Origin of the sequence: Aeromonas sp. ASNIH4 (assembly GCF_002934425.1) — a bacterium.
GTDB lineage: Bacteria > Pseudomonadota > Gammaproteobacteria > Enterobacterales > Aeromonadaceae > Aeromonas > Aeromonas hydrophila.
The window spans coordinates 2,900,416-2,917,839 of sequence record NZ_CP026217.1 but is presented as its reverse complement, the minus strand read 5'-3'; the positions used below and the strand labels follow the sequence as shown (position 1 = coordinate 2,917,839).

The 17,424-nt window shown below is 61.9% G+C and carries 14 protein-coding genes and 1 pseudogene; 11 read left to right on the top strand and 4 right to left on the bottom strand.

Annotated elements, in window-relative coordinates:
* Window positions 1–104: 104 nt before the first annotated feature.
* From tadA to C2U40_RS13345, 9 genes and pseudogenes are all read left to right on the top strand, one after another.
* Complete coding sequence (tadA, locus tag C2U40_RS13385) at window positions 105–587, top strand: tRNA adenosine(34) deaminase TadA (protein ID WP_243756319.1); 483 nt, start codon at window positions 105–107, stop codon at window positions 585–587.
* A 205-nt stretch (window positions 588–792) separates the two neighbouring features.
* Window positions 793–3,030 carry an ABC transporter permease subunit gene (locus tag C2U40_RS13380; protein WP_011706617.1) on the top strand — a complete coding sequence of 746 codons (2,238 nt, stop codon included), beginning with the start codon at window positions 793–795 and terminating at the stop codon, window positions 3,028–3,030.
* A gap of 32 nt (window positions 3,031–3,062) precedes the next feature.
* Window positions 3,063–4,712, top strand: coding sequence for a phosphate ABC transporter permease PstA (gene pstA, locus C2U40_RS13375; RefSeq protein WP_029303969.1), 1,650 nt, complete (start codon window positions 3,063–3,065; stop codon window positions 4,710–4,712).
* 174 nt (window positions 4,713–4,886) lie between these two features.
* On the top strand, window positions 4,887–5,705 hold the full coding sequence (pstB, locus tag C2U40_RS13370) for a phosphate ABC transporter ATP-binding protein PstB (protein ID WP_011706615.1): 819 nt from the start codon (window positions 4,887–4,889) through the stop codon (window positions 5,703–5,705).
* Window positions 5,706–5,804: 99 nt separating this feature from the next.
* Entirely contained in the window at window positions 5,805–6,515 is a 711-nt protein-coding gene (phoU, locus tag C2U40_RS13365) for a phosphate signaling complex protein PhoU (protein WP_005334097.1), read from the top strand.
* Between the two features lie 192 nt (window positions 6,516–6,707).
* On the top strand, window positions 6,708–8,027 hold the full coding sequence (locus tag C2U40_RS13360) for a hemolysin family protein (RefSeq protein ID WP_011706614.1): 1,320 nt from the start codon (window positions 6,708–6,710) through the stop codon (window positions 8,025–8,027).
* A 19-nt stretch (window positions 8,028–8,046) separates the two neighbouring features.
* Window positions 8,047–8,589, top strand: a complete 543-nt coding sequence (locus C2U40_RS13355; RefSeq protein ID WP_024944846.1) for a hypothetical protein — start codon at window positions 8,047–8,049, stop codon at window positions 8,587–8,589.
* Between the two features lie 269 nt (window positions 8,590–8,858).
* Window positions 8,859–9,761: pseudogene (locus C2U40_RS13350) on the top strand (homocysteine S-methyltransferase family protein).
* A gap of 9 nt (window positions 9,762–9,770) precedes the next feature.
* Complete coding sequence (locus tag C2U40_RS13345) at window positions 9,771–11,186, top strand: basic amino acid/polyamine antiporter (RefSeq protein WP_103828313.1); 1,416 nt, start codon at window positions 9,771–9,773, stop codon at window positions 11,184–11,186.
* Window positions 11,187–11,273: 87 nt separating this feature from the next.
* Here the strand turns inward: C2U40_RS13345 and C2U40_RS13340 are convergent, their stop codons facing one another.
* The gene (locus C2U40_RS13340; RefSeq protein WP_181014866.1) at window positions 11,274–12,113 is read right to left on the bottom strand and encodes a sterol desaturase family protein; all 840 of its coding nucleotides are present in this window, start codon (window positions 12,111–12,113) and stop codon (window positions 11,274–11,276) included.
* Between the two features lie 229 nt (window positions 12,114–12,342).
* Between C2U40_RS13340 and C2U40_RS13335 the strand changes: the two genes are divergently transcribed.
* Window positions 12,343–13,110, top strand: a complete 768-nt coding sequence (locus C2U40_RS13335; protein ID WP_011706609.1) for a substrate-binding periplasmic protein — start codon at window positions 12,343–12,345, stop codon at window positions 13,108–13,110.
* A gap of 104 nt (window positions 13,111–13,214) precedes the next feature.
* Here the strand turns inward: C2U40_RS13335 and C2U40_RS13330 are convergent, their stop codons facing one another.
* The 3 genes from C2U40_RS13330 to C2U40_RS13320 form a co-directional block, all read right to left on the bottom strand.
* Window positions 13,215–13,958, bottom strand: a complete 744-nt coding sequence (locus C2U40_RS13330; RefSeq protein ID WP_103828315.1) for an amino acid ABC transporter ATP-binding protein — start codon at window positions 13,956–13,958, stop codon at window positions 13,215–13,217.
* Window positions 13,942–14,901, bottom strand: coding sequence for an amino acid ABC transporter permease (locus C2U40_RS13325; RefSeq protein WP_041213497.1), 960 nt, complete (start codon window positions 14,899–14,901; stop codon window positions 13,942–13,944). The genes C2U40_RS13330 and C2U40_RS13325 overlap by 17 nt, the downstream gene beginning before the upstream one ends.
* A gap of 90 nt (window positions 14,902–14,991) precedes the next feature.
* A complete protein-coding gene (locus C2U40_RS13320) occupies window positions 14,992–15,780 on the bottom strand; it encodes a transporter substrate-binding domain-containing protein (RefSeq protein WP_181014867.1) in 789 nt (262 codons plus the stop codon).
* A gap of 501 nt (window positions 15,781–16,281) precedes the next feature.
* Here C2U40_RS13320 and C2U40_RS13315 point away from each other — a divergent pair.
* Complete coding sequence (locus tag C2U40_RS13315; RefSeq protein WP_103828317.1) at window positions 16,282–17,421, top strand: GGDEF domain-containing protein; 1,140 nt, start codon at window positions 16,282–16,284, stop codon at window positions 17,419–17,421.
* Window positions 17,422–17,424: the final 3 nt, after the last annotated feature.

The following is a 17,424-nucleotide window of genomic DNA, read 5'->3' as shown; positions in this document are numbered from 1 at the left end:
AGCTGCAAGTGCATCGCCGGCAACCCGTCACAGAGAGGAACCAGGGTGTGAAACCATCAGACATCACAGAGTCAGTGAGCCAGCGCGAGCAGGATGAACGCTGGATGCGCCATGCCATGGCGTTGGCCGAAAGGGCGGAGGGGATCGGCGAGATCCCGGTCGGGGCCGTGCTGGTGCTGGGTGACGAGATCGTGGGGGAGGGGTGGAACCGCTCCATCAGCGAGCACGATGCCTGTGCCCATGCCGAAGTAATGGCGATCCGGGCCGCCGGCGTTCGGCTGCAAAACTACCGTCTGCTCGATACCACCCTCTATGTCACTCTGGAGCCTTGCTGCATGTGCGCCGGTGCCCTCATCCACAGCCGGGTCAAGCGGGTGGTCTATGGTGCCCGTGATCTCAAGACCGGCGCGGCGGGCTCGGTGTTCGAGATCTTGCAGGACCCGCGCCACAACCACGGGGTCGAACTGACTGGCGGTGTGCTGGCCGATGCCTGCTCGGCCCAGTTGTCGGATTTCTTTCGGCGGCGGCGCGCCGAGAAAAAGGCCGCCAGATTGGCACTGCAACAAAGCGGCGGCTCCGCCGACTGAGAACGGCGAAGTCGGCGAGGCCGCCTTCGCGCGTTATATTTTCTGTATCTTCTTATAAAACAGATGGTTGGCAATGCTGTTTGCCAGCGAACTCTGGTCTGAATTCCCCTTCAAAATAACCTCTTCCCAGAGGGCCTTGATGTAACAAAACTGTCATGCAACCGCCATATAATGCCGCCAAGCCTAGCTCACATTGAGGTTTTGCATGTCATCGGAATCGATAAACTTAGGTATGGCGGGCAGCAGAAAGCGCCGTATCAAGGATAAGTTGGCCAAGTACGGGGTCACCACGGGTGGTGCTCTGGTGCTGGTTGCCCTGTTGCTCATTTTCTTCTATCTGCTCTATGTGGTGAAACCCATCTTCAATGGCGCCACGATGGAGCCGACCGCGTCATTTACCTTGCCCGTGGCGGGCAAGACCGCCTGGCTTGGGGTGGAAGAGCAGAACGAGATTGGCTATCGCTTCAGCGACAAAGGCCAGGTCAACTTCTTCGCCGTCCAGGGGGATGGCAAGGTCAAGGTGGGCCAGGTGCTGGGCCAGGCGCAGGTGAAGGGTGACATCACCGCCGTCGCTCCGCCCGCGCCAGGCCAGAAGCTCATCGCCTATGGTTTTGCCGATGGCAAGGCCCAGGTGGTGCAGCCCTATTTCAAGGTCTCCTATCCCAACGATGTGCGGGTCATCGAGCCCAGCCTGCAGTCCCCCTTCGGCGAAGAGCCGGTAGTGGTGGACCCCCAGGGCAAGGCGCTGACGCTCATGGTGTTTGAAGCCACCAAGGACAAGATGGCCACCGCCGCCGTGACCGCCGATGGTCGTGGCGTGATGGCGGTGATGAGCGGCGAGGAGAACTTCCTCTCCGGTGACATCGAGTGGAGTGCCCAGAACTACAGCATCCCGTCCCTGCCGCGTCATGTGGATCAGATGCTGCTGACCCCCAACCTGCGCATTCTGTTCGTGCGCGAAGGCAACCGCCTCTCCGTCTACGACATTCACAACCTCAATGACATCTCCCTGCGCGATGTCATGGAGATCAATGCCCCCAATGCCAACGTGACCCGGGTCGAGCTGCTCTCAGGCGCCTCCTCCCTGCTGGTTGGCAACGACAACGGCGTCATCTCCCAGTGGTTCGAAGTGGCCCGGGATGGCAAGCGCCAGTTCACCCAGATCCGTGACTTCAAGGGCGATGGTGCCGTGGCGCAGCTGACCCCGGAGCATTTTCGCAAGGGCTTCATCAGTGCCGACAAAGAGGGCACCGTCAGCTTCTTCCACGCCACCGGCGAGACCAAGCTGCTGAGCGAGAAGGTGGAAGGCGGCGCCCTGTCGGCCCTGGCCATCTCCCCCCGTCACAACGTGCTGCTGATGCAGCAGGGCGATGCCTTCAAGCTGTTCGCGGTGGAGAACGAGCACCCCGAGGTGACCTGGTCGGCCCTCTGGCAACAGGTGTGGTACGAAGGCTATCCCGAGCCCCAGTACGTGTGGCAGTCCACCTCCGCCAGCAACGACTTCGAAGCCAAGCTGAGCCTGGTGCCGCTGGTGTTCGGTACCTTGAAAGCCTCCTTCTATGCCATGGTGTTTGCGGTGCCGCTCGGCGTCGCCGGCGCCATCTACACCGCCTACTTCATGTCGGCGGGGCTGCGCAAATACGTCAAGCCGACGGTGGAGATCATGGCGGCGTTGCCGACCGTTATCCTCGGCTTCCTGGCCGGTCTGTGGCTGGCGCCCATCATCGAAGGGGCGCTGCCCGGCGTGGTGCTGCTGTTGATCCTGCTGCCGATGGGGATGCTGCTGACCGCCTTGATCTGGAACTACCTGCCGGAGCGCGGCAAATCCTGGCTGCCGGAAGGGTGGCACGCCATCTTGCTGATCCCGGTGCTGCTGCTGATTGGCTGGGGCGCCTTCGCGGTGAGCCCGCTCATCGAGAACGCCTTCATGCACGGTGATTCACGCATCTGGCTGACCCACGAGATGGGCATCAAGTTCGACCAGCGCAACTCGCTGGTGGTGGGCATCGCCATGGGCTTCGCGGTCATTCCGACCATCTTCTCCATCGCCGAAGACGCGGTCTTCTCGGTGCCCAAGCACCTTACCCAGGGCTCGCTGGCGCTGGGGGCCACCCCGTGGCAGACCCTGAGCCGGGTGGTGATCCTCACCGCGAGCCCGGGCATCTTCTCGGCGGTGATGATGGGCCTTGGCCGCGCGGTAGGCGAGACCATGATAGTGCTGATGGCCACCGGCAACACGCCCATCATGGACTTCTCCATGTTCCAGGGGCTGCGTACCCTGGCCGCCAACATCGCGGTGGAGATGCCGGAATCGGAAGTGGGCAGCTCGCACTATCGGGTGCTGTTCCTCGCTGCCTTCGTGCTGTTCGTGTTCACCTTCTTGTTCAATACCCTGGCCGAGTTCATCCGTCAGCGGTTGCGTGAAAAATACAGCTCTCTGTGATGGGCTGCTCTGAAAGGACCGAGGAATCGACAATGGGTAAGTGGTTTAAATCGGGGGCCCCCTGGATCTGGATGACCGGCGGCGCCGTCAGCCTGAGTCTGGTAGCGGTACTGGGTCTGCTGCTGCTGATCGGCTGGCGTGGTCTGGTCTACTTCTGGCCCCATCCCATCTATGAGTGGCAACTGGAAGACGCCCAGGGCAACAAGAGTGTGCTGATCGGCGAAATCAACGACCGCGAGCTGGTGCCGGTAGAGCGGCTGCGGGCCGCAGGCCTGCCGCTGGCAGGGGAAGAGCGCGAGCTGCTGACCCGCTATCTGGTCAAGACCGGCAACCGCGAGTTCGTCGACCTGGACTTTCGCTGGGTGCTGGAGACCGACATCAAGTCCCAGAGCCTGCCGACCGAGCTGGCCATGGTGGAGCGTGCCACCAACGGCAACTTCTACGGCTACATCGTCGGGGTGAAAGAGGATGGCAAGGCGCTGACCGAGAACCTGCATCCTGCCCTGCAGCGAGTGCTGGCGCGGGCCAACGGTCTCTCCGAGCAGGCCGACGATCTGCAAAAAGGGGACATTGGCAGCATCAACTATCAGCTGGAGCGGCTGCGCCTCAAAGAGCGCAAGGCCGAGCTGGACGACAAGCTGACCGATCAGCTTAAAGCCGAGCTGGCGAGCGAGCGTCAGGCCCTCAACGACCGTTATCAGGTGCTGGAAAAAGAGCTGTTCTCCCTGCGTGCCCAGGCAGACAGAGACAGCATCACGGTCAAGGACATGCGCGGCGAGCTGGTGACCATGCCCATGTCCAAGGTGCTGGACGTGGTGTGGCCCAACGACATGAGTCTGCCGGCCAAGGTGGGTTACTGGTTCCACCAGATCGGCAAGTTCGTCTCCGACGATCCGCGCGAGGCCAACACCGAGGGCGGGGTGTTCCCGGCCATCTTCGGCACCGTGTTCATGGTGTTCCTGATGGCGATCATCGTGACCCCGCTCGGCGTGGTGGCGGCGGTCTACCTGCACGAATACGCGGGCAAGAACAGCCTGACCAAGATCATCCGCATCGCGGTGATCAACCTGGCGGGCGTGCCCTCCATCGTGTACGGCGTGTTCGGTCTGGGCTTCTTCGTCTACACCCTCGGTGGTTCGCTGGACCAGCTGTTCTATCCGGAAGCGCTGCCGAGCCCGACCTTTGGCTCCCCTGGCGTCATCTGGTCGGCGCTGACCCTGGCCATCCTGACCCTGCCGGTGGTGATCGTCTCCACCGAAGAGGGGCTGGCCCGGATCCCGAGCACCATCCGCCAGGGCTCGCTGGCACTGGGGGCCACCCAGGCCGAGACCCTGTGGCGCATCGTGCTGCCGATGGCGAGCCCGGCCATCATGACCGGCCTCATCCTGGCCATCGCCCGCGCGGCCGGTGAAGTGGCGCCGCTGATGCTGGTGGGGGTGGTAAAACTGGCGCCGACCCTGCCGATGGACGGCAACTTCCCGTACCTGCACGTGGAGCGCAAGTTCATGCACCTGGGCTTCCACATCTATGACGTCGGCTTCCAGAGCCCCAACGTCGAGGCGGCGCGCCCGCTGGTCTACGCCACCTCCTTCCTGCTGGTGACGGTGATCGTCGGCCTCAACCTGACGGCCATCGGCATCCGCAACCACCTGCGGGAGAAGTTCCGTTCTTTGGAACATTGATGACGATGAGTCTGATGGGCATCCGTAACCATTTGCGTGAGAAATTCCGGTCGCTGGAACATTGATAGACCAGCACCACAGAGACGGGCAGGGAACGGGGTTCCCTGCCAGCCAAGCGTTCCGGCCGCGGGCAATGAGAGTGCCCGCCGCCACCGACAGATTTTGAGGTAACAGATGATCAACGTAACGACCGCATCCAGCCAGCACACCGCGACCGACCTGCTCAACCTGAGCCCGGAGCAGACCGCGCTGGAAGTGAAGGATCTCAACCTGTACTACGGCAACAAGCAGGCGCTGTTCAACGTCAACATGAAGATCCCCAAGGGCCAGGTCACCGCCTTCATCGGCCCCTCCGGCTGCGGCAAGTCCACCCTGCTGCGCTGCATCAACCGGATGAACGATCTGGTGGAGATCTGCCGCATCGAGGGGGAAATTCAGCTGCACGGCCACAACATCTACGACAAGAGCGTGGATGTTTCCGCCCTGCGTCGTCAGGTGGGCATGGTGTTCCAGCGCCCCAACCCCTTCCCGAAGTCCATCTACGAGAACGTGGTCTATGGCCTGCGTCTGCAGGGCATCAATGATCGCCGCACCCTGGACGAGGCGGCCGAGCGCTCCCTGCGCGGCGCGGCCCTGTGGGACGAGGTGAAGGATCGGCTGCACGACAACGCCTTCGGCCTCTCCGGCGGTCAGCAGCAGCGACTGGTGATTGCCCGCGCCATCGCCATCGAGCCGGAAGTGCTGCTGCTCGATGAACCGACCTCGGCGCTCGACCCCATCTCCACCCTCACCATCGAGGAGCTGATCAACGAGCTCAAGAGCCAGTTCACCGTGGTGATCGTGACCCACAACATGCAGCAGGCGGCGCGGGTCTCGGATCAGACTGCCTTCATGTACATGGGCGAGCTTATCGAGTACTCGGACACCAACACCATCTTCACCACCCCGGCCAAGAAGAAGACGGAAGACTACATCACCGGTCGTTACGGCTAAGGGTTGTTGGTGATGGAGATGAGCAAGATGGGCAACAACAAACAGATTACCGGTCAGTTCAACGACTAAGGCATACTCGGAGCATCAAGGATTATTTGTATGGACAATATGAACCTCAACAAACACATCTCCGGTCAGTTCAATGCCGAGCTCGAGAGCGTGCGCAACCAGGTGCTGGTGATGGGCGGGCTGGTAGAGCAGCAGCTGACCGACGCCATCGCGGCGATCCACGATCAGGATCTGGACGCGGCGCGCAAGATCGTCGCCAACGACCACAAGGTGAACGCCATGGAAGTGGCGATCGACGAGGAGTGCACCCGCATCATCGCCAAGCGCCAGCCCACCGCCTCCGACCTGCGGCTGGTGATGGCCATCATCAAGACCATCACCGATCTCGAGCGCATCGGCGATGTGGCGGACAAGATCGCCCGCATGCTGACCGACAACGCCAACAAGCCGCAGCCGCCGCTGGTGTCGCTGGAGAACATGGGGCGCCGCACCATCAAGATGCTGCACGACGTGCTGGACGCCTTCGCCCGCATGGATCTGGACGCGGCACTGGCGGTCTACAAGGAAGATGACAAGGTGGACCGGGAGTACGAGTCCATCATCCGCGAGCTGATGACCTACATGATGGAAGATCCGCGCACCATACCGCAGGTGCTCAACGTGCTGTGGGCGGCGCGGGCCATCGAGCGGGTGGGGGATCGCTGCCAGCACATCTGCGAGTACATCGTCTACTACGTCAAGGGCAAGGACGTGCGCCACACCAAGGCGGACGATCTGGGCACCCTGCTGGGGAAAGGGTGAGTCTGAGATGAATAAAAAGGCGCTTTGAGCGCCTTTTTTGTTGCCTTTTCAGTCAGTGCAAGATATCGCCACCCGCTTGGCGCTTTTCTGCTAGAATATGCCCCCTGTGTGAGTCCCGGATTGACTCACGGTCCGGCCCCCCGGACCCAGTTTGCCGTCTTGTGCTAAGGCGGCTGTTGCAATAGGTTAATCATGAGTTTTGCCGATAGTTTATTTTTCCTGATGCTGCTGGTCGCCGGCAGCGTGTTCTTCTCTCTCTCCGAGATCTCCCTCGCCGCCTCCCGCAAGATCAAGTTGCAGGTGATGGCCGATGAGGGCAACCGCCATGCCGAAAAGGTACTGGCACTGCAGGCCCAGCCGGGCAACTTCTTTACCGTGGTGCAGATCGGGCTCAACACCGTCGCCATCCTGGGCGGTATCCTGGGCGAGTCTGCCCTGAACCCGGCCATCAAGGAGTTCATCTCCGAGTTCTATCAGGGGCCCTGGCTTGGCGAGATCAGCTCGGCTGCCTCCTTCGTGTTCGTCACCGGCATGTTCATCCTGATCGCCGATCTGATGCCCAAGCGCCTCGCCATGACCATGCCGGAGCGGATCGCCGTGGTGGTGGTGCGCCCCATGCTGCTGTGCGTCACCCTGCTGATGCCGCTGGTGTGGTTGTTCAACGGCATGGCCAACGGCCTGTTCCGCCTGCTGCGCATCTCCATGGTGCGCAACGACGAGATCACCTCCGACGACATCTATGCGGTGATGGATGCGGGCGCCGAAGCGGGCGTCATCCAGCGCGAGGAGCACCAGCTCATCGAGAACGTGTTCGAGCTGCAGTCCCTCGGCGTCACCTCCGCCATGACCGCGCGCGAGAGCCTCATCTACTTCACCCTGCAAGAGGGCGAGGAGAGCATCAAGGCCAAAATTGCCGAACACCCCCACAACAAGTTCTTGGTGTGTGATCACAACCTCGACAGCATCAAGGGCTTCGTCGACTCCAAGGAGCTGCTGATCCGGGTCATCAGCGGCCAGAGCATCGATCTCAACAGCGGCTCGCTGGTGCAGAATGTCATCATCATCCCCGACACCCTCAACCTCTATGAGGCGATGGAGTATTTCAAAAACCACAGGGGCGACTTTGCCGTGGTGATGAACGAGTACGCCCTGGTGGTGGGGATCGTCACCATGAACGACCTGATGAGCACCGTGATGGGCGAGTGGGCTACCCACGTGGTGGAGGAGCAGATCGTGCAGCGGGACGAGAACTCCTGGCTGGTGGACGGGGTGACCCCCATCTCCGACGTGATGCGCGCCTTCGACATCGAGGAGTTCCCGGAAAACCAGAATTATGAAACCATCGCCGGCTTCATCATGTACATGCTGCGCAAGATCCCCAAGCGAACCGACTCGGTCAAATACGCCGGTTACAAGTTCGAAGTGGTGGACATCGACAGCTACAAGATTGACCAGCTGCTGGTCACCCGGGTCGAGCCCACGCCGGCCGAGAAACCCGCTCAGGAATCGTAAAAGGAGCTAGTTAGCAATCATGAAGATGCAGTCTCATTCCCGTGCGCTGGCCTGTGTGGCGCTCGCCCTGGCACTCGGTGCCTGCAGCCAGAGCGCTCCGCGCAAGGCTACCACAGTCGCCAAACCGGCAGCCCCCAAGGCGGCCGTGGTCGTGCCGCAGCAGGACCCCGATGCGGTGGTGCAAAGCGCCGTGGCGGAGCCGAGTCCGGTGTTCGACGAGGAGTATCACGGCCCGGATCAAGGATCGCTCGAGTCGGTGACCGCCCTGTTTGCCCGTGGCTACATCGAATCGGCCATGCGCGAGACCATGCTGGCGGCGGTGCACAGCGACTACCCGCTGCTCGGCATGCGGGACGTGCGCCTGACCGATCCGGTGGCCAAGTTCCTCACCTCGGCCCAGGCACGCACCACGGCTCACGACTACCTCTATGCCGGGGTGCAGCGCCGGCTGGGTCGCCCGCTCAGCCCCGCCCAGTGGGAGCAGATCTGGCAGGGGTATCCCCAGCAGGGTCGGGTGTCCGATTGGGTCAAGCAGACCAAGCGGGTACTGGCCGGGCGTTGAGCCGTCAGTGCACCTGTCGCCACAAGAGGCCACCTTCAGGTGGCCTCTTGTCGTTTCTCATCCTGGTGTTGAGCCTTCAACAGCCATACCTCCCTTCCTTTGCCGTTATCTCCCTGAACTTGTTCAGATTTGTTCGTAGCACCCGATTGCCTCTTGTTCTACTTTGGGTCATGATGAAAAGGCATTCTAGCCGTCTAGATGTTTTGATGGCTTGTTTTGGCTCAACACAACAAATACCCGTCACGACGGGGACACGCAGAGAGACAGAGATGGATACAAAGGATTTGTGGGTACTGGATGGCGGCATGGGACGCGAGCTGGCACGGCGGGGCGCGCCGTTTCGCCAGCCGGAGTGGTCGGCGCTGGCCCTGATGGAGGCCCCAGAGACGGTGCGCGAGGTGCATCAGGCCTATGTGGCGAGCGGGGCCCGCGTCATCACCACCAACAGCTATGCGTTGGTGCCGTTTCATATCGGTGACGCGCGCTTTGTGGCAGAGGGGGAGGGGCTGGCGGCGCTGGCCGGTCAGCTGGCCCGCGAGGTGGCCGATGAGCAGCCGGGTCGCGTGCAGGTAGCCGGCTCCTTGCCGCCGCTGTTTGGCTCCTACCGCGCCGACTTGTTCGACGCGGGCCGGGTGAGCGAGCTGGCGACCCCGCTTATTCGGGCGCTCTCGTCCCATGTGGATCTCTGGCTGGCGGAGACCATGAGCCTCATTGCCGAGCCGCTGGCCATCCGGGCCCTGCTGCCCGAGGATGGCAAGCCGTTCTGGGTCTCCTTCACCCTGGAAGACGAGGCGCCGGGCAGCGAGCCGACCCTGCGCTCTGGCGAGTGAGTGGCCGATGCGGTCTGCGCGCTGGCATCAGCCGGGGTGGACGCCATTCTGTTCAACTGCTGTCAGCCCGAGGTGATCGAAGAGGCGCTCAGGGTGGCCGGCGCTGCGTTGCAGGCGCTGGGTCGCAGCGACATCCGGCTCGGCGCCTATGCCAACGCCTTCCCGCCCCAGCCCAAGGAGGCGACCGCCAACGACGGGCTGGACGAGATCCGCACCGATCTGGGACCGCTGGATTACCTTGGCTGGGCCGAGCGCTGGCGCACGGTCGGGGCAAACCTCATCGGCGGTTGCTGCGGCATCGGGCCGGAACATATCCAGGCGCTGAGCCGCCGGCTGCGCTAAGGAGAGCCCATGAAAGAGAGCAAGATCGGGCTCTGGTCCCTCACCGCGCTGGTGTTCAGCTCCATGGTGGGAGCGGGGATCTTCAGTCTGCCGCAGAACATGGCCGAGGTGGCTGGCGCGCGCGCCGTACTGATCGGCTGGGGCGTCACTGGGGTGGGCATCCTGGCGCTCGCCATGAGTTTTCTGTATCTGTCGCGATTAAGGCCGGATCTCGACGGCGGCATCTATAGCTATGCCCGCGCCGGTTTCGGCGATCTGGTGGGTTTTTTCTCCGCCTGGGGCTATTGGCTCTGCGCCACCATCGGCGTGGTGGGCTATCTGGTGATCGCCTTCGCGGCGCTGGGCAGCTTCGTCGATACCCCGGGGCAGGTCTGGTTTGGCGAGGGCAACACCCTGGCGGCCTTCATCGGCGAGTCCTGCATTCTCTGGGCGGTACACCTGCTGGTGGCCCGCGGCGTGCAGCAGGCGGCCCTGTTCAACCTGGTGGCTACCCTGGCCAAGAGCCTGCCGCTGCTGCTGTTCATCCTGTTCGCCTGCTACTGGTTCGACCCGGTCACCTTCGCGGCGGATCAGCAGGGCAGTACCCTGGCAACGCCGGTCTCCGAGCAGGTGCGCAACACCATGCTGATCACCCTCTGGGTCTTCACCGGCATCGAGGGAGCGGCGGTGCTGTCGGCCCGGGCCAGAAACAAGCGGGACGTGGGCACGGCCACCGTGCTCGGGGTGGTGCTGGCGCTGCTGCTCTATGTGCTCATCTCGGTGCTGGCGCTCGGGATCCTGAGCCGCCCCGAGCTCGCGGCCCTGCCCAACCCCTCCATGGCGGGGTTGATGGCCCAGATGACGGGCTCCTGGGGCAAGCTGTTCATCAGCGTCGGCCTCATTGTCTCGGTACTGGCCTCCTACGTGAGCTGGACCCTGTTCTCGGCCGAGGTGCCGTTCAGTGCGGCGCGCCACGGTGCCTTCCCAGCCATCTTCCAGCGCCAGAACCGCAACGGCACCCCCATCGCATCGCTGTGGCTCACCAGCCTGACGGTGCAGGGCTGTCTGCTGCTGGTGTGGCTGCTCGGCAAGGGTTACACCAACCTGCTGCTTATCTCCACCTCGATGATCCTGGTGCCCTACCTGCTCATCGGCCTCTTCTTGCTCAAGCTCTCTTTTAGTGGAAAGAGTGAGAGCGGGCAGGGCAATGGCCTAGTTCGGGCGGTGGCGCTGGTGTCGAGCAGTTACGGCCTCTGGCTGCTCTACGCCGCCGGGGTGGAGTATCTGCTGCTCTCCTTGCTGCTCTACGGGCCGGGTCTGCTGCTGTTTCTCTACAGCCGCCGCCAGCTGGGGGCCGAACTGCGACTCAGCGGGCGCGAGCGGCTGCTGGCCGGGGTGACGTTGCTGAGCCTGATCCCCGCCATCTGGTCTTTTGCCCACGTCTGACCGGGCTGTGACCGACAATGAAAGAGAGCGCCCTTGGGCGCTCTCTTTTTGTCTGCGACATGCACTTGTTTTAGCGGCGGCAAGGACTTAGCGGCTGGCGGGGCCGGCCGGTTTGCCAAACAGCACCGCGAGCTTCTGCCGCCAGGGCAGGCCGCGAGCCTCTTGCAGCATGTCGCGCCACTCGTGGAAGGTGAGGGTGAGGGGGTTGAAGCTGTGGACGGGCTTGGTGATGCCGAAGCGGCACGGCTCGGCGGGGTCTTCTTCCACGAAGGTGCCAAACAGCCGATCCCAGATGATCAGCACCCCGGCGAAGTTGCGATCTATGTATTTGGCGTTGCTGGCGTGGTGGACCCTGTGGTGGGAGGGGGTGTTGAAAACCCACTCCAGCCTGCCCAGCTTGCCCACCACCTGGGTGTGGACGAAGAACTGAAAACCCAGGCTCAAGAGCACGGTGGCCACCACCGCCTCGGGCGGGAAACCGATGAGGATCATCGGGATCCAGAACAGCCACATGCCGGAGACCGGGTACATCAGGCTCTGGCGAAAGGCGGTGGAGAGGTTGAGCCGCTCCGAGCTGTGGTGCACCACGTGGGAAGCCCACAACCAACGCACATGGTGGCTGGTGAAGTGGAACAGCCAGTAGCAGAGATCCTGCAACAGAAACAGCAGCAACAGGCTCCAGAGGTTGAGATCGATATCAAGCAGCCGCCAGCCCCAGAGGGCGTCGTAGAGGTAGGCGATGGCGATGGCCGTCAGCGCGTCGCCCCCCTGATGCATCAGCGCCAGGGTGGCGTTGGCGAAGAGATCCTTCCACTGGTAGCCGGCGGTGGGATAGGCAGCGCCATGTTTGCGCAGATAGAGCATCTCCCAGCCGATGAAGGCCAGAAAGAGCGGCGAGAGGTAGAGCAGGATCAGTTGCACATCCATGTCAGGTATCCAGTCGGAGCAATTGCTCTCCAGCATAAAGGATGAATTTAATCTTTCATTAACAATTTTCACCCGATGGCCATCGCCATCTGACGCGGGCGGCGGGAGTCCGCAAACGCATTGCCATGAAAGGGCGTGATGGCCCTCTGAGCCATGGCGCAGTGACTATGCTTGATGAGGTTTTCTACCTCTGGAGTGGCAGATGATGCGGCTGTGGTGTTGTTTGTTGATGGGAGTCTGCCTGCTGGCGCAGGCCAAGACCCGGGTCGAGATCCTGGCCGATGCCAACTATCCGCCTTACTCCTGGCAGGAGGGGGAGGAGGTGAAGGGGATCTATGCCGACATAGTGCGCAGCGTGACGGCCTCCATGGATGAGTACGAGGTGGTGCTCAAGGCCATGCCCTGGCGGCGGGGTCTCAGCATGGTGGAACAGGGCAGCGCTTTTGCCATCTTCCCACCCTACTATCAGCCCGACAGTCGCCCCTGGATGTGGCCCTACTCCCAACCCCTGCTCGACGAGGAGCTGGTGGTGATGTGCGGTGCCGGGGTGGCGGTCAATACCCCGCAGGCGCAGTTCCCGGCCGACTACTACGGGCTGCGCTTTGGCATGAATGCCGGTTTCACCATAGGTGGTGCCCCCTTCTGGCAGGCGGTCCAGCAGCAGAAGATCGGGTTGGAGGAGGTGAAGAGCAACCGGGAGAACCTGCTCAAGATAGTGCGCGGCCGGGTGGACTGTACCGTCAACGACCGCCTCTCCCTGCTCTATGAGCTGCTCAACATGATCAAGGGCAATCAGCTGGCGGTGGCCGACATGTCCCAGCTCAAGCAGGGGCCGGTGCTCAGCAAGGAGCAGGGGTTTCTCGGCTACAGCCGCAAGGGCGAGTTCGACTTCAAGGAGGACTTTGCCGAACAGTTTGACAAGCGACTCTACGAGCTCAAGAAGCGGGACGGGATCCGAACCATAGTGGAGCGTTATCTGGGAAAGTCCCCGCGCTGAACTGATCAGGGAGCCAGTCAGATTCAGCCGATAAACACAGGGTTTCGGTATAAGCAGAAGAGGGAGCCATGGGCTCCCTCTTCTGCTTTTTATCGCCGGCGCTATTACAGCACCTGGCTCAGGAACTGGCGCAGGCGCGGGGAGGGAGGGTTGTCGAAAAAGTCCGTCGGCTTCTCGTCTACCAATAGCTCGCCGCTCTCCATAAAGAGCACGCGATCCGCCACCTCACGGGCAAAGCCCATCTCGTGGGTCACCACCACCATGGTCATCCCCTCGCGGGCCAGCCCCTTCATCACGTCCAGCACCTCGCCCACCATCTCGGGGTCGAGCGCGCTGGTGGGCTCGTCAAACAGCATGATGCGCGGCTGCATGGCGAGCGCCCGGGCAATGGCCACCCGCTGCTGCTGGCCGCCGGAGAGCTGGGAGGGGTAGCTCTCGGCCTTGGCCGACAGACCGACTTTGAGCAGCAGGGCCTTGGCTCTGTCTTCGGCATCGCGACGCGACAGCCCGCGCACCTTCTGCGGGGCGAGGCAGATGTTGTCCAGCACGTTCAGATGGGGGAAGAGGTTGAAAGACTGGAACACCATGCCCACCTCTTCCCGCAATTTGTTGACGTCCCCCGGCTCGGTCAGGCTGATGCCATCGACCATGATATTGCCGTCGTTGATGGTCTCCAGCTGGTTGAGGGTGCGCAGGAAGGTGGACTTGCCGGAGCCGCTGGGGCCGACGATCACCACCACTTCCCCCTCGGCGACCTGGGTACTGACGCTCTTGAGGGCGTGCACCTCGGTGCCGTAGAACTTCTCTACACCGCGGGCTTTGATAATGGGATCAGTTGCTGCGCGCATATTTCACCTCCAGACGACGCACCAGGAAGGAAAGGGTGCCAGTCAGCACCAGATAGAGCAGGGCCACGGTGAACCACACCTCGAACGGACTGAAGGTGGAGCTGACCACCTCGCGCCCCGCCTTGGTGAGATCGGTGATGGAGATGACAGAGACCAGCGAGGAGTCTTTGATAAGGTTGATGAACTGGCCTGCCAGTGGCGGCAGCACCCGCTTGAAGGCCTGCGGCAGGATGACGTAGCGCATCGTCTGGGCCGAGGTCATGCCAAGGCTTCTGCCCGCCTCCATCTGCCCCTTGTGGATGGAGCTGATGCCGGCACGGACGATTTCCGCCACGTAGGCGCCGGTAAAGACCGCCAGTGCCGCCACCCCGGCGGTGAATCGGTCGAGGTTCAGCACGGTGCCGATGAAGAAGTAGACGATGAAGATCTGCACCAGCAGCGGGGTGCCGCGGATGAGCTCCACGTAGGTAACCGCCAGGTTGCGCAGGGCGGGGTTGGGGGAGAGTCGGGCCAGTCCGGCCAGGGTGCCGAGCAGGATGGCGAAGATGCCCGCCACCAGCGAGAGTTTGACCGTGACCCAGACGCCCCAGGCGATGGGGCCGGCAGTCCAGCTCAGCTGGGTGTCGAGGGTGTCACCGCGAAAGACAGTGTCCCCTTCCGCTACCTGGCCGCCACTGATGGCGATGGCTTGGCGCTGGTTGGGATCGAGATCGTTTTGCAAAAACAGCTTGCCCTTGTCGGCCTCGGTGGTGCCGGCGACCACGGTACCGTCAAACTCGGCGTAGTTTTTCTGTTCCGCCTGATAGGCGATGTACTGGGGGATCCGCTCCCAGCGCCAGGTGTAATCCACCGATTGCACGGCCTTGTAGATGCCAAAGATGGCGGCCAGCACGATCAGCAGGAAGATCCCGTGCCAGAGCAGTTGATTGGGTTGTTTTTCCATCTGTCTTGTTGGGTTGTGCACTGTCGCAACCTCGTTGTAGTTATTGTGTGGGGATCTGCGTGAAGGGGCGGCGGGCCGCCCCTTGCGAGGTTACTTGAGCTGGTTCAGCCAGGCGGTGGACTCGAACCACTTCTGGTAGAGGCGGTCGTAGCTGCCGTCGCCCTTGATTTGGCGCAGGTAGTTGTTGAACCAGTTGAGGGTGTCCTGGTCGCCCTTGCGGATGGCCCAGGCCAGCGGTTCGAAGGTGAACGGCTTGTCGAGGTGCACCACGGTGCCCTTGTTCTGGGTGGCGAAGATGGCGTTGTAGGGCAGGTCGTAGACGAAGGCGTCGACCTTGCCGTTGATCACTTCCAGCTTGGCGTCATCCTGGGTTTCAAACTGCAGCAGGGTGGCTTTCGGGATCAGACGCTTGACCGCCTGCTCGCCGGTGGTGCCGAGCTTGACCGCGATCTTGTACTTGGGATCGTTGAGGTCGGTGAAGGATTTGATCTCGCCGGCCTTGTCCTTGCGCAGGACGATGGTCTGCCCGACCACGATGTAGGGGTCGGCAAAGTTGACGCGCAGGTTGCGCTGGGGGGTGACGGTCATGCCGCCCATGATGACGTCGAACTTGTCGGTCAAGAGGGCCGGAATGATGCCATCCCAGGCGGTGTTGACGAACTCGACCTTCACGCCCATCTCCTTGGCGACCATCTTGGCCAGATCCACGTCAAAGCCGATGTACTGGCCCTGCTTGTTGGTCATTTCGAAGGGTTGATAGCCGGCATCGAAACCGACCCGCAGCACGCCGCGCTCCAGCACGGCATCCAGGGTGGAGGTGGGCGCCGCATTGGCCAGCCCGCACAGCAGCAGGGTAGAAAGAATGAGTTTTTTGATCATAAGTGACGTCTCTGTCAAAAGTGTGTTCGGCCTTGAACCTGATCCCGTGCGACTCCGTGGCACAAGAGACTGCTGCATCCGGCAACAGGGCAAGACAGTATTATTGTCTTGATTGAGGCAAAAGCCCCATATGAGATTCTATTTGCCGTTCGTTGAGTGAAAAATGTACCAAATTCCGATTGTTCCAGATGACTCAATAGGTTAGTGGCGCTTTTTCCCCGTGGCGACACTCATAAAATCACACGAAAACAACATATCTATCTAATGAGGCGGGTTCAAGCCAAAAATGTATTCAGCACATTTTGTTACAGGCCAGCCCGCCATCAGCAGTGTCAATTGTTGCTCACCTGGCCGCCAAGTGCCAAAAAACAGATTCGAATGAATTTAGTGTGTGCGATTGCCACCCACCAAATGATTTTTAATTGAGGATTTAGTCAGACACCGCTGGGTCTTGTTTTGCGCTTCCAATATACTCAGTTACCTTCGTTTAGTGGCACTGGTATGGACGCCTCAATACTGCTCAAGCTGGATGTATTCACCCTGATGATCATGGCGCTGGGTGGCTACAGCCTCGGCTTCATCACCCTCTCCATCATCTGGTCGACCCACAGGGAGATCCCCGGACTCGGATACTGGTGGTGGTCCAGTCTGTTCGCACTGGCGGCCCAGAGCCTCTTTACCCTGCAGGCCTTCATGCCGAGTCTGGCAGGGATCTGGCTGGCCAATCTGCTGATCACCGTCTGCATCGCCCTGATGCCGCTGGCGCTGCAGCGTTTCTTCGGCCAGCCCCTCAGCTGGTCTGCCAGCGGCGGGTTCATGCTGAGCTATGTGCTGATCCTGAGCTGGAGCATTGCCTTCAACGATCAGATGGCCCCCCGGGTGCTGCTGGCCTGTCTGAGCTACATGGTGCTGGGGGCGGTGATCGTCTTTCTCATCTGGCGGCACGGCTATCCCGCCTATCTGCCCGCCGTACTGGTGTTCACCGTGGTCAACATCCTGCTCTATGGCTTCAACCTGCTGCGCATGGCATTTCTGCTGCAGGGGGACGCCAGAGTCTTGATGGATCAGAGCGGTGTCAACGTGCTGCCCTTCCTCTCCATGCTGATGGGCAGCTACCTCTCCACCTTCGGGGTGCTGCTGCTCTGCACCCAGTACCGGGCACTGGCCCTGCGCCAGCAGGCGAGCCACGATCCGCTCACCGGCCTGCTCAACCGGCGCGGCTTCATGGAGCTGATGGCCCGGCGCCGGATGACCGAGTTCGGTGCCCTGGCGGTGCTGGATCTCGACGACTTCAAGCAGATCAACGATCGCCATGGTCATGAGATGGGCGACAGGGTGCTGGCCGCGGTGGGGGCCTATCTCGGCGCTCAGCAAGAGCTGGTGGCCAGTCGCTTTGGCGGCGAGGAGTTCGTGTTGCTGTTGCCGCAGGAAGATGAAACGGCGCAGCAGCAGCGCTGCGAGCAGATCATCCGCTCTCTGGCGGCGCAGGACATGCACGGGATCGGCATCACCGTCAGCATGGGGCTGGTGCGCTGCCAGCACAGCTGGCACTTCGACACCCTGTTCAGCCAGGCGGATCGCGCCCTCTATCAGGCCAAGCGGGAGGGCAAGAACCGGGTCTGCCGGCTGGCGCAAGCCTAGCCG

Coding starts and splice junctions, on each gene's coding strand:
- tadA (WP_243756319.1), top strand. CDS start 105: ATGCGCCATGCCATGGCGTTGGCCGAAAGGGCGGAGGGGATCGGCGAG.
- C2U40_RS13380 (WP_011706617.1), top strand. CDS start 793: ATGTCATCGGAATCGATAAACTTAGGTATGGCGGGCAGCAGAAAGCGC.
- pstA (WP_029303969.1), top strand. CDS start 3,063: ATGGGTAAGTGGTTTAAATCGGGGGCCCCCTGGATCTGGATGACCGGC.
- pstB (WP_011706615.1), top strand. CDS start 4,887: ATGATCAACGTAACGACCGCATCCAGCCAGCACACCGCGACCGACCTG.
- phoU (WP_005334097.1), top strand. CDS start 5,805: ATGGACAATATGAACCTCAACAAACACATCTCCGGTCAGTTCAATGCC.
- C2U40_RS13360 (WP_011706614.1), top strand. CDS start 6,708: ATGAGTTTTGCCGATAGTTTATTTTTCCTGATGCTGCTGGTCGCCGGC.
- C2U40_RS13355 (WP_024944846.1), top strand. CDS start 8,047: ATGAAGATGCAGTCTCATTCCCGTGCGCTGGCCTGTGTGGCGCTCGCC.
- C2U40_RS13345 (WP_103828313.1), top strand. CDS start 9,771: ATGAAAGAGAGCAAGATCGGGCTCTGGTCCCTCACCGCGCTGGTGTTC.
- C2U40_RS13340 (WP_181014866.1), bottom strand. CDS start 12,113: ATGGATGTGCAACTGATCCTGCTCTACCTCTCGCCGCTCTTTCTGGCC.
- C2U40_RS13335 (WP_011706609.1), top strand. CDS start 12,343: ATGGGAGTCTGCCTGCTGGCGCAGGCCAAGACCCGGGTCGAGATCCTG.
- C2U40_RS13330 (WP_103828315.1), bottom strand. CDS start 13,958: ATGCGCGCAGCAACTGATCCCATTATCAAAGCCCGCGGTGTAGAGAAG.
- C2U40_RS13325 (WP_041213497.1), bottom strand. CDS start 14,901: ATGGAAAAACAACCCAATCAACTGCTCTGGCACGGGATCTTCCTGCTG.
- C2U40_RS13320 (WP_181014867.1), bottom strand. CDS start 15,780: ATGATCAAAAAACTCATTCTTTCTACCCTGCTGCTGTGCGGGCTGGCC.
- C2U40_RS13315 (WP_103828317.1), top strand. CDS start 16,282: ATGGACGCCTCAATACTGCTCAAGCTGGATGTATTCACCCTGATGATC.